Source organism: Spirosoma sp., from assembly GCF_048594605.1.
GTDB lineage: Bacteria > Bacteroidota > Bacteroidia > Cytophagales > Spirosomataceae > Spirosoma.
The window spans coordinates 1-13,739 of the sequence record NZ_JBMDWV010000315.1; the positions used below are offsets into that span (position 1 = coordinate 1).

17 protein-coding genes are annotated in these 13,739 nt (G+C 49.1%); 8 read left to right on the forward strand and 9 right to left on the reverse strand.

Annotated elements, in window-relative coordinates; all coding sequences use genetic code 11:
* Positions 1-33 precede the first annotated feature (33 nt).
* The 3 genes from ACOJS8_RS18930 (at position 34) to ACOJS8_RS18940 (ending at position 2,426) form a co-directional block, all read left to right on the forward strand.
* A complete protein-coding gene (locus ACOJS8_RS18930) occupies positions 34-837 on the forward strand; it encodes an MFS transporter (RefSeq protein ID WP_420150111.1) in 804 nt (267 codons plus the stop codon).
* A 71-nt stretch (positions 838-908) separates the two neighbouring features.
* The gene (locus ACOJS8_RS18935; protein ID WP_420150112.1) at positions 909-1,373 is read left to right on the forward strand and encodes a hypothetical protein; all 465 of its coding nucleotides are present in this window, start codon (positions 909-911) and stop codon (positions 1,371-1,373) included.
* Positions 1,374-1,385: 12 nt separating this feature from the next.
* Positions 1,386-2,426, forward strand: coding sequence for a zinc-dependent alcohol dehydrogenase (locus ACOJS8_RS18940; protein WP_420150113.1), 1,041 nt, complete (start codon positions 1,386-1,388; stop codon positions 2,424-2,426).
* Positions 2,427-2,480: 54 nt separating this feature from the next.
* On the opposite strand, the gene ACOJS8_RS18945 is transcribed toward ACOJS8_RS18940, so the two are convergent.
* Together ACOJS8_RS18945 and ACOJS8_RS18950 are read right to left on the reverse strand one after the other, a co-directional pair.
* Entirely contained in the window at positions 2,481-3,125 is a 645-nt protein-coding gene (locus ACOJS8_RS18945; protein ID WP_420150114.1) for an NAD(P)-dependent oxidoreductase, read from the reverse strand.
* Between the two features lie 65 nt (positions 3,126-3,190).
* Positions 3,191-3,613 (reverse strand): RrF2 family transcriptional regulator, encoded by a 423-nt coding sequence (locus ACOJS8_RS18950; protein ID WP_420150115.1) that lies wholly within the window; start codon positions 3,611-3,613, stop codon positions 3,191-3,193.
* Positions 3,614-3,747: 134 nt separating this feature from the next.
* On the opposite strand from ACOJS8_RS18950, the gene ACOJS8_RS18955 reads away from it, so the two are divergent.
* Positions 3,748-4,176, forward strand: a complete 429-nt coding sequence (locus ACOJS8_RS18955) for a DUF2809 domain-containing protein (RefSeq protein WP_420150116.1) — start codon at positions 3,748-3,750, stop codon at positions 4,174-4,176.
* Between the two features lie 85 nt (positions 4,177-4,261).
* On the forward strand, positions 4,262-4,660 hold the full coding sequence (gene yiaA, locus ACOJS8_RS18960; RefSeq protein WP_420150117.1) for an inner membrane protein YiaA: 399 nt from the start codon (positions 4,262-4,264) through the stop codon (positions 4,658-4,660).
* 25 nt (positions 4,661-4,685) lie between these two features.
* Here yiaA and ACOJS8_RS18965 read toward each other — a convergent pair whose 3' ends face one another.
* From ACOJS8_RS18965 to ACOJS8_RS18980, 4 genes are all read right to left on the reverse strand, one after another.
* Positions 4,686-6,302: a GNAT family N-acetyltransferase gene (locus ACOJS8_RS18965; RefSeq protein ID WP_420150118.1), complete on the reverse strand. Its 1,617-nt coding sequence runs from the start codon at positions 6,300-6,302 to the stop codon at positions 4,686-4,688.
* 2 nt (positions 6,303-6,304) lie between these two features.
* Complete coding sequence (locus ACOJS8_RS18970) at positions 6,305-6,472, reverse strand: hypothetical protein (protein WP_420150119.1); 168 nt, start codon at positions 6,470-6,472, stop codon at positions 6,305-6,307.
* Positions 6,472-7,488 (reverse strand): threonine aldolase family protein, encoded by a 1,017-nt coding sequence (locus ACOJS8_RS18975; RefSeq protein ID WP_420150142.1) that lies wholly within the window; start codon positions 7,486-7,488, stop codon positions 6,472-6,474. The genes ACOJS8_RS18970 and ACOJS8_RS18975 overlap by 1 nt, the downstream gene beginning before the upstream one ends.
* A gap of 125 nt (positions 7,489-7,613) precedes the next feature.
* Positions 7,614-8,129: a hypothetical protein gene (locus tag ACOJS8_RS18980; protein WP_420150120.1), complete on the reverse strand. Its 516-nt coding sequence runs from the start codon at positions 8,127-8,129 to the stop codon at positions 7,614-7,616.
* Between the two features lie 254 nt (positions 8,130-8,383).
* Between ACOJS8_RS18980 and ACOJS8_RS18985 the strand changes: the two genes are divergently transcribed.
* The 3 genes from ACOJS8_RS18985 to ACOJS8_RS18995 all read left to right on the forward strand — a co-directional run bounded on the left by ACOJS8_RS18985 (position 8,384) and on the right by ACOJS8_RS18995 (position 10,767).
* Positions 8,384-9,358: an OmpA family protein gene (locus ACOJS8_RS18985; protein ID WP_420150121.1), complete on the forward strand. Its 975-nt coding sequence runs from the start codon at positions 8,384-8,386 to the stop codon at positions 9,356-9,358.
* Between the two features lie 87 nt (positions 9,359-9,445).
* A complete protein-coding gene (locus ACOJS8_RS18990; protein WP_420150122.1) occupies positions 9,446-9,934 on the forward strand; it encodes a hypothetical protein in 489 nt (162 codons plus the stop codon).
* 23 nt (positions 9,935-9,957) lie between these two features.
* On the forward strand, positions 9,958-10,767 hold the full coding sequence (locus tag ACOJS8_RS18995) for a hypothetical protein (protein WP_420150123.1): 810 nt from the start codon (positions 9,958-9,960) through the stop codon (positions 10,765-10,767).
* Between the two features lie 65 nt (positions 10,768-10,832).
* Here the strand turns inward: ACOJS8_RS18995 and ACOJS8_RS19000 are convergent, their stop codons facing one another.
* The 3 genes from ACOJS8_RS19000 to ACOJS8_RS19010 all read right to left on the reverse strand — a co-directional run bounded on the left by ACOJS8_RS19000 (position 10,833) and on the right by ACOJS8_RS19010 (position 13,640).
* Positions 10,833-11,735, reverse strand: coding sequence for a helix-turn-helix domain-containing protein (locus ACOJS8_RS19000; RefSeq protein WP_420150124.1), 903 nt, complete (start codon positions 11,733-11,735; stop codon positions 10,833-10,835).
* A 182-nt stretch (positions 11,736-11,917) separates the two neighbouring features.
* The gene (locus ACOJS8_RS19005) at positions 11,918-12,760 is read right to left on the reverse strand and encodes an oxidoreductase (protein WP_420150125.1); all 843 of its coding nucleotides are present in this window, start codon (positions 12,758-12,760) and stop codon (positions 11,918-11,920) included.
* A 157-nt stretch (positions 12,761-12,917) separates the two neighbouring features.
* Positions 12,918-13,640: an endonuclease III domain-containing protein gene (locus tag ACOJS8_RS19010; protein ID WP_420150126.1), complete on the reverse strand. Its 723-nt coding sequence runs from the start codon at positions 13,638-13,640 to the stop codon at positions 12,918-12,920.
* Positions 13,641-13,739 lie beyond the last annotated feature (99 nt).

The following is a 13,739-nucleotide window of genomic DNA, read 5'->3' on the forward strand; positions in this document are numbered from 1 at the left end:
ACAGACGTAACTACCTAACCCGACTCAGTTTTTATGAATGGAAATTACCGGTGGCGAATCATTGCGCTGCTGTTTCTGGCAACGACGATTAACTACGTAGACCGGCAGGCGCTGTCGTTCGTGATGACGGACGACGGATTCAAGCGAACGCTGCTGGGTCTGTCGCCTGCTACGTTGCTGACGGATGAGCATCTGAAACAATTTCGAATTCAGATGGGATTGATCGACTCGGCGTTTAAAGCGACCTACGCCATTGGTTTTCTGTTGATTGGCTGGCTGATTGATCGCATCGGAACGAAAAAAGGTTTTTCGATTGGCATTGCTGTCTGGAGCGTCGCCAGCATTGCATCCAGTTTCGTATCGACAGCCGGGCAGTTTGCGCTAGTGCGGGCAGTGCTAGGTCTTGGCGAAGCGGCCAACTTCCCGTCGGCAATGAAAGCGATTTCCGAGTGGTTTCCCCGACGCGAGCGCTCAACAGCTACCGGTATCCTGAATGCTGGATCGAATATGGGCGTTATTACAACGGCGTTGCTGGTGCCTCTGCTGATGCAGCAATTTGGCTGGCGGGGCGCTTTTCTGATTTCGGCCGTTCTGGGCGTACTGATGTTCGTGATTTGGTGGATAAGCTACGCAAAGCCTGAAGAAACCCCTTCGCTTACTACGGCTGAATATCAGCTCATTGCCGAAGGCCGGGACGTAGCGAGTGCGCCCGAGGCTAAAAGCCGACTGTCGTGGGGGCAACTTGTTCGCTACAAACAAACCTGGGCGTTCTGCTTCGGCAAGATCTTCGCTGATCCGGTCTGGTTTTTTACCTCACCTGGCTACCCGATTTTCTAATCACCAACAACCAGCTCGATCGTAAACTGGACCTGAAAAACTTCGGGATTCCGTTCCTGATTATCTACGTCGTGTCCGACATTGGTAGTATTTTCTTCGGCTGGCTGGCCACTACGTTGATGAAGAATGGCTGGTGTGAAAACCGGGCGCGTAAACTAACCTTGCTCATCTGCGCTATTTCCGTAACACCCATTTACCTGATTCCGTCTGTGCACAGTTATGCTGGCGTGGTAGCGATGCTGGCACTGGCTACGGCGGCACATCAGGGTTGGTCGACAAACGTATATGCGATGTCAACGACACTTTTTCCCGGCGGTACGGTAGCAACAGCAACGGGCATGGGTGGCTTTCTGGGGGGAATGATCAGCATGGGCGTGGCTGCGGCTACCGGCTACGTAGTGGCGACCTTTGGATACAGGCCCATGTTTATTTTCGCCAGTTGTTCCTACCTGATTGGCCTGATTGTCATTCACCTGATTATGCCCGTTCTACGGCCCATTGAGCTAAAAAATGACCAACTGGCAACGGTCGTATAAGTGCCTAACGTAATGAATAATGCCCCCGCTTATATGCAGGCCGGTGTCCTGACTGCACCCCGGTCGATTGAGCTTCAGCAGCGACTTATCCCGGAACCCGGTCCCGGCGAAGTACGCATCAGAATGAAAATGGTTGGTATTTGCGGCTCCGACGTATCACTGTTTCAGGGGCACCGTCCCGACTTGTCGTTTCCCTTGATTACTGGGCATGAAGGACTGGGCTACGTCGATAAACTAGGCGAAGGCGTAAGCTCGCATCAACTCGGCGACCGCGTTGTGATTGAACCTAATTATCCTTGTGGTCAGTGTGATTTTTGCTGGCAGGGACGTAGTAATATTTGCGCAAACAAGCGAATTATTGGCGTACTGGAAACCGGCTGTTTCGCTGAATATGCCGTTGTGCCCGCCCGCTTTGCCTGGCCCGTTCCTGATTCGATCAGCGATGAATATGCCGTGGTTATCGAGCCAACGGCTGTAGCGTTGCATACCCTCTATTCATCACCCGCCCGACCCGGCGATACGATAGCTATAGTAGGTCTGGGGGCAATTGGTCTGCTCGTAACGCATCTGGCTCAGCGAATGGGCTATACCGTTTTAGCCTACGACCGTGTACAGGAGAAAGCGAACCTGGCTGCTACGTTCGGCGCTAAGCCCATTCCTGCTGAGGCCACTACGTCACAGATCGCTACGTATTGGAAAACAGCCAACGTACATACCGTCTTTGAATGTGCGGGTGCTGCTCAGGCTTTTACGCTGGCAGTCGAAGCGGCTCCCCGTGGCGCCTACGTAGTGGTGGCTGGCTTATCTGATAAACCCAGCGCTATTACCGAGTTTAGCATAACCCGGCAAGGCATCACGATTATTACGTCAATCATTTATCAGCATCCAATTGATTTCCGGCGTACCATGAGCCTGATTGAAAGCGGCTTCCTGCAACCGGGACGTATCATTTCCGCGAGAGATCAGTTTGGTAATCTGGCTTCTGCCTTAGAGTTGGCCTGCCAAGGCGAACATGCCAAAATCGTATTATTGATGGGTCTTCAACAGGATTAACAGGATTTGTTTTTGAAGAAGCCCTGTCAATCCTGTTGAAACTAACGATATTTTCTAATACCCGACTGTAAACCGCTTTTGAATGAATTGCGGCTGTTCGATTTCGTTCAGGATTGCTACGGCCAGGTCGGTTACGGAAATCTTGCTTTCGCCTTTTTCGTCAAAAACTGGCTGCTCAGTGCCCATGCGGAACGTAGCGGTACGTTCGCCGGGAACGAGCATGATGGCTGGGCTCAGGAACGTCCAGTCCAGCGTACTGTTCTGACGTAGTACGTTGAGATAATCGCGGGCTGACGTAGCGCCAGCTTTCCATTCAGCCGGAAACTGGGGCGTATCGACCAACTGAACACCCGGAGCAATTTCCAGGCTGCCCGCGCCACCAACAACCAGCAGCCGCTTAACGCCCGAGTGCTCGGTGCCTTTTTCAATCGCTTTACAGCCCTCCAGAAAATCTTGATACAGATTTGGATTTGTCCAGCCAGCGTTGAAAGCGCTGATCACCGCGTCGTGACCCGCTACGAGTTCGGATACGGTATCAGCATCCAGTGCATCACCCTGCTTTACAGTTAGTTTGGGATCAACAGTCGTGATTTTTTCGGGATGACGAACAATCGCCGTTACGTCATGACCGCGTCGTAAGGCCTCGTCCAGAAGTGCTGATCCAACAAAACCCGATGCGCCAATAATTGCAAGTTTCATCTGTGTATTTGGTTAATTAAAAATTATTATTGTAATGAAATTTGTTACAGTTTTAAGTAAAAAAATTAATCGAACCGCCGACTGAAATCTGCCAACGTACTGTCGCCTAATTTTTGAATAAGGGCTTCTTCGGCTTCCTGATAAAGATTATCCAGGTGTTTATTGATTTGTCGACCAACCGGGCAGGCAGGATTCGGCGTATTGCGGGAGATGCCCAGAAAGGGCCCCTGACGCGTTGCCAGAAAAACATCCGACACGCGAATCTGATCTGCTGGTTTCGCCAGGGCGCTACCCCCGTTTTTACCTTCGCGACTGATAACCAGCCCCTTGTTACGTAGGTTTACGACTTCCTTACGTACCAGCACCGGATTGATATTAATGCTACCAGCAATGAATTCAGACGTAAGCCATTCCCCGTTAGCTTTCGCCAGCAGCGTTAGAATATGCATCGATATGGCAAACTGTCCGGTCATTACTGTAATTTTCAATATTACAGTTTAGTCCTCGAAATGATTCCCAATCAGGAGAAATTTTTATTTTTTAAAGAAACAAGTCAGAATAATGGCGAATTGAATCCGCATTGGATTGGCGACCTTTGCCTGGCAAATCAAGTGGCTTCTGCATGAACCGAAATCGATTTATTTATGGACTGTTGATGGTCATCGTAATGCTCATGGGGCTGGCCTCGCGTCAGTTCTTCGGTGATATTCCGTGGGTAAAACTATACGTCGGCGACGCACTGTGGGCGTTGATGGTCTTTTTCGGCTTTGGATTGCTTTTCAAACGTTGGCTTACGAAAAGCGTTACGTTGGCGGCCCTACTTTTTTCGTTTACAATCGAGCTCAGTCAGTTATATCATGCCCCTTGGATTGATGGCCTTCGGGCAACGCGCTTAGGAGCGCTGGTACTGGGCTTTTCGTTTGTCTGGAGCGATTTTCTTTGTTACAGCCTTGGGATTGCACTGGGTGCATTTATCGAATGGAGTATGAGTTCGAGCAAGGGTAGTAGCAGGCAAAACTACCAACGGATTCCCCGAAAGAGCCTATTATAGCTTCAAATCCGCCTGTTAGAAGTTCCCTCTAGCTGAAGCTTCATCCTCCAGTTAGGTTTGCGTGAAATAAACAGCAAAAACAGCAATGAATCAAAAAACATCAGCCGCCTTTGTGGGTGCTTCGTGGCTGGCTCTTGGGGCCGGTATGTTCGGATATTTAATCGGGCTTTGGCGCTCCAGTATGCTCCTGAACGAAAAAGGCTTCTACTTTACGGTCTTAATGTTCGGTCTTTTCGCCGTCGTTTCTGTACAAAAAAGTGTTAGAGACAGGCTGGAAGGCTTCCCCGTTACCGATCTATATTACGGAATCTGCTGGTTTTCGACCATCCTGTCAATTACACTGCTGACCATTGGTTTGTGGAATGCAACCTTATTGCCCAGCGAAAAAGGTTTTTATGCGTTTGCGTTTTTACTGGCTTTGTTTGGCGGCATCGCGGTACAAAAAAACACCCGCGACAACCAGGAATTTCGTAAAAGTGCCTGAGTTAACAGACTAATTAAGAGTTAACCTACTCATCGGCCACAACAATTACGGGCGCAACCACTTCGGGATCATTATCGGGCGACGCTTTCTTTTGCCGGTCGGCGCTCCGATTTAGCGCTTTCCTGGCGGCTTTTTTGAGCGTTACGTCGTACAGATCCGTCCGGCGATCTTTCAGCACCTGCACCGAACCGTGTTCGTGTAATTCTTTGAGCAAGCTCAGATCAACGTCGGCGATAAGCACCATTTCGGTGTTGGGTGTGGCTTCCGCTTTTACGGCGTTGGTCGGGAACTGGAAATCCGAAGGTGTAAAGACCGCCGATTGTGCGTAATTGATGTCCATGTTCTGTACCCGTGGCAGATTCCCGACGCAACCCGAAATCGCTACGTAGCACTCGTTTTCGATAGCCCGGGCCTGTGCACAGTGACGTACCCGTGAGTAGCCATTCTGCGTATCGGTCAGGAACGGGATAAACAAAATCTGCATGCCTTGCTGCGCCAGAATCCGGCTCAGCTCCGGAAACTCGACGTCGTAGCAGATCAGCATCCCAATTTTCCCACAGTCCGTATCGAACGCCCGTATTTCATAGCCGCCTACCATACCGTAGTGTTTCACTTCGTTGGGCGTAATGTGAATCTTGCGGTACTCTTCATACGAACCGTCGCGTCGGCAGAGGTACGCTACGTTGTAAAGCTTTCCGTCTTCGTCGACGAGCGGCATAGAGCCGCCCACGATGTTGACGTTATAGGCAATAGCCAGTTCGCAGAGCTTTTCACGTACCGGCTGGGTAAAGTCAGCCAGCTTTCGGATGGCTACTGGCTCGGGCAGATCGTTGAAGTCGGCCATCAGGGGCGTATTGAAAAACTCCGGCAGCACCATAAAGTCAGCGCGATAATCGCTGACGGCGTTTACGAAAAATTCAACCTGCTCCAGAAAGGAATTTAGATTTTTGAACAAACGCATCTGCCACTGAATCACGCCCAGGCGGATAATGGAGTCTGTATGCGGTTTTTTATCTGCCTCCTTAACGTAGTAAATGTTGATCCATTCCAGCAACGTAGCGTACTCTTTCGACTCGGAGTCGCCGGGCAAATACCCACGTAGCACCTTGCGAACGTGAAAATCGTTCGAGAGCTGGAACGTCAGGGTTGGATCATAAATTTCTTTCTGCTTGACCTTCGCGATGTACTCGCGAGGGGTGAGTTCGTCGCTGTATTTATTGAAGTTTGGAATACGGCCTCCGGCCAGGATTCCCTTCAGATTAAGTTGTTCGCAGAGTTCTTTCCGGGCATCATAAAGTCGACGACCAAGTCGCAGATCGCGGTAATCAGGGTGAACGAATACCTCGATGCCGTAGAGGTAATCCCCTTCATCATTGTGCGTTTTGAACGTATAGCCGCCTGTGATTTCGTAGTACGTATGGTTGTCGCCGAAATCATCGTATTTCACCCGAATGGCTAAGGCAATGGCCACGGCCTTACCGTCGACCTCAACACAAAACTGACCTTCGGGAAAAATGTTGAGCAGTTTAGTAATCGAACTTTTCGGCCAGTAATCGCCACCGATACCGCTATATACCTCAATCATGGTCTCTTTCAGATCATGATAATCGGATTTCTGTAATGTTCTGGTTTGAATATGCATGGTTATTCCTTTGTGTTACGCTGTTGTCTGTAGTACAGAAATAAAAAAGCAGCGCCGACGCCCGTAAAGGCGATCATTCCTTTCATCACGAAACCAATCATTACGAAGAAAATCCCCAGAATTAAATAGAAGTAGGAATTTGCTCCAGATTGGTCTGGTGTTTTTTTCATCAGGTTGTTAACAGCGAAGTAAGTTTGTCAACGTGTTCATCCGTGAAGTCGAGGTGCGTAACAAACCGCACTAAATGTTTCCCAAACGTAATGCCACGAATGCCTTTAGCCTCCAGCTGGTTAACATAATCCGCAGCCAGTATTGTTTCGGGAAGCCGGAAAATAACGATGTTGGTGTCGATGGGCAGGATTTCTTCTACTTCGGGTAACCGCTCCAGGATAGCGCCAATTTTTCGGGCACGGGCATGATCCTGTTTCAGACGATCGACCTGATGATCGAGCGCATAGATTCCGGCTGCGGCCAGAAAACCCGCCTGGCGCCAGCCTCCACCCATTAGCTTACGAAAACGCCGGGCCTGCCGAATGAAATCCGCTTTGCCAAGCAGTAGAGACCCTACCGGACAGCCCAGCCCTTTCGACAGACAGATGCTGATCGAATCAAATAGTTTGCCGTACGCTTCGGTCGGTTCGCCCGTTTCGACCAGCGCGTTGAACAGGCGGGCACCATCCAGGTGAAGCAATAACCCCTGTTCGTGACAAAGCTGGCGGACGGCCGAAATTTCGGGAATGGTGTAATAACACCCTCCACCTTTGTTGACTGTATTTTCAAGCACGACCAGTCGCGATATGGGTTTGTGTGCATCGGCCGGACTGTAAATGTATTCGCGAATCAGATCGGGCGTGAGTTTCCCCCGGTTTCCATGCACCAGACTAACCGATGCCAGTGCATTGACGGATATTCCACCCCCTTCGTACTGATATACATGCGATAGATAATCGCAAATTACATCGTCGCCGGGGCGGGTGTGGGTACGTATCGCGAGCTGGTTGGTCATTGTGCCCGATGCACAAAACAAGGCGGCCTCCATGCCGAACATAGCAGCTGCTTTAGCTTCGAGCGCATTAACGGTTGGGTCGTCGCCCAGTACGTCGTCGCCGAGTGGAGCAGAAAACATTGCCTCGCGCATGGCGGGCGTAGGTTGCGTGATGGTATCACTGCGCAGATCAATAATCATTGAGTAGTACGGACAGGCCGCTGTTACGTGGAAAACCACGGGTTGTATTCAGGTAGCAAATTAACCAGATACACGCCTACTAACAGAGCAAATTCGTTCTTTTTGACCCAATGCAGATGATTTCGCTATTGGTCAAGTCCTGTATGGCCGTTCGACATGAGGGTTGAGCCATACCCGTTGACATGAACTACCTGGTAATTAGTCTTCTGCAATCGTTTCATTTTAAGTGGATTGCAACGTACCGCTCCGGATGGAGTTAGTACGTAGCGCTTACGAGCAGCCAGATCGTCGATAACAAGGCCAAGTCTTGAATCAATATAAATGTTGGCACGGTCAATGTTTCGGGTCAGCAGGTGTTGCTGTTTTTCGCGGTCGAGGATAAACTCATATTGAGCTTCCTGATCTCGAAAAACTTCGGCCCGTACACTGCCGTGCGGTTCAAGCCTGATTTTGACACGCCCGTTTAGAATCGATGCTCGATCACGAAAAAATGTGGGGAAATGCGTTGTATCCGGCTCAATCACTTCTGTGTTGGTGGAAACCTCATCAGTGGCTGACTGGCATTGAACGCAGCAAATACACACCGCAAATCCTGCAATCAGACCAAATAAATAGCTGGGTGAAAACAATCTTGGCTCCATCGTCGTATGGTTACGTAGTGAATTTAGATAAGGTGCAGACGAATGTACGGTATTTATAGTTGATAAACTATTTTTGTAGTTTTTTGTGTGTTTGAAATTTTCCTAACTGACCAGCGTAGTGAAAAAGTGAAAGAATTTACTGATTCGTGAAGAGGCTTGTATTTATGTCACTTGCCCGTAATTTTGAGCAACCTTTCCTCAGTAGGGCGTCTTAACCAGTATACCTAAGGTCAAGCTAAACCACCATTTCATCTATGACAAGTAAAACTCCCTGGATTATCCTGCTCATTCTCTGGATGATCGGATCGACCTGGTGGCATGTCTGCAAAATCAAACAATTGTGCCCGGATGGTACTCAATCGAACGTAACGTCGGGTGATTCAACCCTTTTGACAACCCCAATCGGCGCCGATGTATACACCATCGCGGATGGAAATCGTTTCCGGCTCGAACTTCCCGGTCATTTTAGTTTTGCTACGTCGGGGGCCAATGCCAACATGAATACGCTAGGTGGGTCGCTGGAGCCCATGCTTAAGTATTTGAAGAAAAATTCGGAACGGACTTTGGAAATAGTCGGGTATTATTCACCCGCTGAAGTAAATCGAACCGATTTTCCGAACCTGGGGCTGGCACGGGCCGAAGGCATGAAGCAGTATCTGGTGCAGCAGGGACTTTCGGCGGAGTCGATCACCACCAAAGGAGAAGAACGTAATCTTCCTTTCGCTGCTAAAGGCGATTCGCTTTACGGTGGCATTGATTTTGCATTTGGTGGTAAAGAAGCCGAAACGACAGAACCCGTAACGTCGTCTACACCATCTACTACGTCGCTGGTCGTCATGAACGATCCAACATCGGAAAAGGAACTGGCTGAAGCCCAGAAATATACGTCAGTGTTTGAACCGATCGATCTGTATTTTCCGCTGGGTGAGGCCAACTACATCAAGACCGACGAAACGCAAAAGTTTTTTGATGAAGCGGTTAAATACCTATCGGCTCACAAAGACAAAAAACTTTTGCTGACCGGTCATACGGATAATACGGGTCCTGAAGAGTCAAACATGCGTCTGTCGCGTGATCGGGCGAATGACGTAAAAAACAAGCTGCGTAAGTCAGGAATCGATTCCGATCAGATTGATGTCAGCGCCAAAGGCGAAAGCGAGCCAAAAGCCGACAATAAAACGCTGTCGGGGCGGAAAGCCAATCGGCGTGTTACGGTGGTTGTTCGGTAAGTAACGTAGTACGTTCAAGGTTTCAGATTCAATGGTTCAGGAGTTTCTTCAGCTCGAAATACTGACGAATACTAAATTTTCAAAATCATGTTTGAACTAAATCCACTCAACTTACCCGACGCGCAGCTACAGCACATCATTATGCTGGCGGTGGCTGGTTTGCTGGGTTTTATCATTGGTTACGTCTCCCGTCAACGACTGATTAGTGAGCTCGAACGGCAACTGGTCAGCGTTGGGGATGCTGTAGACGATTGTCGACAGATTCGTCTTTCCCCCGATACGTACAATGAAGAATCGATTATTCTGAATCGTATTCGTGCGCGGGCGGGCGAGGTCGATTATACACGTATCGGACTGGCGTCGGCCGATGAGGCTGATGATCTGAAGGAGATTATAGGCATCGGCCCCTTTCTGGAGCGAAAACTTCATGCTATCGGTATTTACACCTTCCGCCAGATCGCCAATTTTACGTCGCAGGATATCGATCAGATAAATGACATTATCGAATTTTTCCCCGGACGTATCGAACGAGATCGGTGGGTCAGTCAGGCGGCAGAGCTGGCGAAAAAGAAATAATATCCTTAAACTACACGTACCTTATGTTTGGATTAGATCCTTTTAGTCAGCCGGTCGCTATCGCCGAAATGGTGTTGTTACTGGCGTTAGCAGCGTTTATTGGCTGGTTGCTGGGGCGGTTGGTTCGGTCGGGGCGCGTCAGTGCGCTACGTTCGGCAATTGCTGGTAAACAGGCCGATCTTGAAAAGTGCCGGGGCGAACTAGCGTCAGGTAGTTTGGCTGACGTAACGGTAAACGAAACCACAACACAAACCTTAACCGTATTTCCGGATACCTCCGAAGCTGAATCGACTATCGAGCCACCTCAGTTTTTTGTCTCGACTGATCCGCTGCTACCTGCCTACTCACACGACGATACGCCCGCGCCTATCATTGCCGAGCCGCTGCCGCCCATTGAGGACATCCTGAATGCTGATGACGTATCGTTACCTCCCATTAGTTCGACCCTTGAATTTCCGCCCATCGAAGACGCCGTATTCGCTAAAGAAGCACCGTCTGTTGTCGCGTCCGCTAATCCGCCCGCTGAAGATCGCGAAACGATTGTGCTGAACCGGATTGCCGCTCGTGCTTCAGAATTGAATTTTGACCGGATTGGCCGCGCCGTGGCTTCGGAGGCCGATGATCTGAAAGATATTGTTGGCGTCGGCCCCTTTCTGGAGCGGAAACTGCACAGTCTGGGAATTTATACATTCCGGCAGATCGCCAATTTCTCAAAGGAAGATATTCGCCAGGTCAACGAAATCATTGAGTTCTTTCCCGGACGTATCGAACGCGACAACTGGGTAGGTCAGGCGAAGGCGTTTTACGAGCGCAAATACGGGAATAAAAACTAACCCTTTTTTCCTCGTCAAGCAATAAAAAATCCCCGCTACGTATCAGCGGGGATTTTTTATTGCTCCTATACTCGAAAAGAAGAAGGCGTCATATTGGTCTGCTTCTTGAAAAAATGATTGAAGTGGGCAGGATCTTCAAACCCCAGCGAGTAACTGATTTCGGATATATTCCAGGAAGTATGCTTCAATAAAGCAATGGCTTCGGTCGAGAGTCGTTCAAAAATATGATCGGTGGTAGTTCGTCCCGTAGTCAGGCGAATGGCCCGATTCAGGTGGTTGACGTGCACAGCCAACTGTTCGGCAAAATCCCGGGCCGAACGTAGTGAAAACCGCTGTGAAGGCGATTCAATCGGAAACTGTCGTTCGAGAAGTTCCGTAAAAACGGCTGTAATGCGCGCGTTGGCGTCCACGTGCTGATAAAGCGTTTCGGCAGGTTCGCTCTTTAACGCGTAGTGGATCAGCTCCGTAATATAATTGCGGATAAGATCATATTTATACACGTAGTCGGAGCCAATCTCATCCAGCATTTTCTGAAATATTCCACTTACGTAGTTATCCTGGCTCTCAGTCAGTACGTATCCGGGCTTGCCTCCGGGCGCAAACATGGGTAACTCGCGTAAGCCTCCCCGGATATGGTTAGTAAAAAAAGCTTCTTTAAAAATGCAGAAACAGCCCGACGAATCATCAGACAGAGGTTCGAATGCGTAGGGAACGTCTGGATTAAAGAATAGCAACGTAGTGCCCGACACTTCAATGCTTTTATCGGCGTAGTGGTAGGCGTGTCGTCCGCGCATGAGCGTAATTTTATAGAACTCTCTGCGACTATACTGTACAGGCGTTTTACCGGCACCCATACAATCTTCCAGTCGGAAGACGTTGAAATGCCCGATATCCTTTTTCAGATTCTCCGGCATCCAGTTGAGTTTTTGCCGATAGAAATCTTCCAGTGTTTGCTGCTCGACCATCATTCTGTAAACTAAATCAATTTCGTTAAAGAACAAGCCAATCTACTTCTTTCCCCTGACTTTTGGATGATAAATAGGCACTTATAAGATTCAAACAATGAAGCGGATAGCGCTTTTATCTAAAGCCTATTACAAAAACGTTGCCAGAAACGTATCGGCCTGGCAACGTTTTTGTGCTTGATCACTTACTCCGCAAAATTTGTTGACGTTGCCTTGTCACGTACTACGTCCATATCACGCTGTACGGATTTAATTTTTGCCTCGGCTAACTCATATGCATCCTGACCCAGAAATAAGTGCAGCGGTGGTTCGGGCTGTTCGGCAATGGCAATTAACACATCAGCCGCTTTTTCCGGATCACCTGGCTGGTTGCCATTGTAGTTATTCTGGTGAGTCGTTTGCGTATCCCGCACAGTCTGATACGCTTCGATAGGATTTTTAGGAACGTTTAGCGAGCTGTCAGTCAGGAAGTTTGTTCGGAAGTATCCCGGATAAACAACGGTGGCATGAATGCCAAATGATTTTACTTCGGCAGCTAGCGATTCCGTAAATCCCTGCATGGTAAACTTGGTAGCGCAATAAATCCCGAATCCTGGAAAGGCTCCTGTGAAGCCGCCAATTGAGGAAATGTTGATAATATGCCCTGACTGCTGTTTCCGCAACTGCGGTAATACGTGCCGGATGACGTTTAACGAGCCAAATACATTAACATCAAAATTTTGTCGAGCTTCGGCGTCGCTGAGTTCTTCCAGCGCGCCAAGCAGTCCGTAACCAGCGTTATTGACAATCACATCAACTCGGCCAAAATGTTGCACTGTCTGACTAATAGCCTGCCCAACGCTCTCCTCATCGAGTAGATTCATGGTCAGTGGGAGAAATACGTCTGTACCGGCGTTTACGGCCTGACTTAATTCGTGCACATTGCGGGAGGTTACCGCTACGTTATAGCCTTCTGCCAGTAATTTTTTCACTAAAGTGAGCCCCAGCCCTTGCGAAGCTCCGGTTACAAACCATACTTTGGTTTCCATAAGCTGTGTGTTTTAACGGTTGTTTTTGTTGTTTGTCGACAGGACAAAGGTACAGGCGCAGCAAGCCCTGCTTCGTGTGCGTTTCAAACGAATACTTGTCGAATTCAAACAATAAAGAGGGGAGAGGAACGACGGGGAGGTATGAGCAGCAACGCTGTTATTTAGATTGCTTTCGGCTGGGGGTACTGCTCAATATAGTTGTGCAGCCTGACTGGTAAAAGTCGCACATAGAACGTAGCACGCACTCGCCACATTGGGGGGAATACCATGAACAGACACGCTGACCGTGCCAGTAGAAATGTTTGTGAAAATTGAAGAGCACTTTGGCTTCTTTCGGTAAGTAGCTGAGCAATAAGGTATGCGCTTTCTCGGCGCTAACTTTCGGGCCAATTGCCCCTACACGTTGTGTAACCCGATGAACGTGCGTATCGACGGGTAAAACGGGTTTCTGAAAATTAAAAAGCAGAAGCAACGTAGCGGTTTTCAAACCGATTCCCGGCAGATCCGTAAGCCACTTCATTGCTTCTTCGGTGTCCATATCCGCCAGAAAATCAATATTTGCCGCACCGGTTTCCTGAAATAAATGCCTTAGCAAATTCTGGATGTACGGCGCTTTCACTTCCGGATAATTGGCCGTTTTGATGGCGTCGATTAACTCCTCAAGTGGCGCGTCACGAACCTGCTCCCAGGTCGGAAATCGTTCGCGCATGGTCCGATAAGCGGTTACTTCGTTCGCGTGAGTCGTCCGATGCGACAGAATGGTGCCGATCAGTTCATGCATTGGGTCGGCCCGGCCATAAACATCTTGGATGCCGTAGTACTCGTTCAAGCGTTCGTGCGCTTCAAGGGTTTTAGTCGCTGAGGAAGGAGCTACCTGCATAGAAAAACCAAGGCAACCGATTCGTATTTGCCTTGGTTTGTAGTTGAACCCATGTAGAATCGTAATGTTTATCGCAAACGTAGTACCGTTTCACTCGGC

Excerpts from the sequence above, each read along its gene's own strand:
- ACOJS8_RS18930 (WP_420150111.1), top strand. The coding sequence starts at position 34 with ATGAATGGAAATTACCGGTGGCGAATCATTGCGCTGCTGTTTCTGGCA.
- ACOJS8_RS18940 (WP_420150113.1), top strand. The coding sequence starts at position 1,386 with ATGAATAATGCCCCCGCTTATATGCAGGCCGGTGTCCTGACTGCACCC.
- ACOJS8_RS18945 (WP_420150114.1), bottom strand. The coding sequence starts at position 3,125 with ATGAAACTTGCAATTATTGGCGCATCGGGTTTTGTTGGATCAGCACTT.
- ACOJS8_RS18955 (WP_420150116.1), top strand. The coding sequence starts at position 3,748 with ATGAACCGAAATCGATTTATTTATGGACTGTTGATGGTCATCGTAATG.
- yiaA (WP_420150117.1), top strand. The coding sequence starts at position 4,262 with ATGAATCAAAAAACATCAGCCGCCTTTGTGGGTGCTTCGTGGCTGGCT.
- ACOJS8_RS18965 (WP_420150118.1), bottom strand. The coding sequence starts at position 6,302 with ATGCATATTCAAACCAGAACATTACAGAAATCCGATTATCATGATCTG.
- ACOJS8_RS18970 (WP_420150119.1), bottom strand. The coding sequence starts at position 6,472 with ATGAAAAAAACACCAGACCAATCTGGAGCAAATTCCTACTTCTATTTA.
- ACOJS8_RS18975 (WP_420150142.1), bottom strand. The coding sequence starts at position 7,488 with ATGATTATTGATCTGCGCAGTGATACCATCACGCAACCTACGCCCGCC.
- ACOJS8_RS18980 (WP_420150120.1), bottom strand. The coding sequence starts at position 8,129 with ATGGAGCCAAGATTGTTTTCACCCAGCTATTTATTTGGTCTGATTGCA.
- ACOJS8_RS18985 (WP_420150121.1), top strand. The coding sequence starts at position 8,384 with ATGACAAGTAAAACTCCCTGGATTATCCTGCTCATTCTCTGGATGATC.
- ACOJS8_RS18990 (WP_420150122.1), top strand. The coding sequence starts at position 9,446 with ATGTTTGAACTAAATCCACTCAACTTACCCGACGCGCAGCTACAGCAC.
- ACOJS8_RS18995 (WP_420150123.1), top strand. The coding sequence starts at position 9,958 with ATGTTTGGATTAGATCCTTTTAGTCAGCCGGTCGCTATCGCCGAAATG.
- ACOJS8_RS19000 (WP_420150124.1), bottom strand. The coding sequence starts at position 11,735 with ATGATGGTCGAGCAGCAAACACTGGAAGATTTCTATCGGCAAAAACTC.
- ACOJS8_RS19005 (WP_420150125.1), bottom strand. The coding sequence starts at position 12,760 with ATGGAAACCAAAGTATGGTTTGTAACCGGAGCTTCGCAAGGGCTGGGG.
- ACOJS8_RS19010 (WP_420150126.1), bottom strand. The coding sequence starts at position 13,640 with ATGCAGGTAGCTCCTTCCTCAGCGACTAAAACCCTTGAAGCGCACGAA.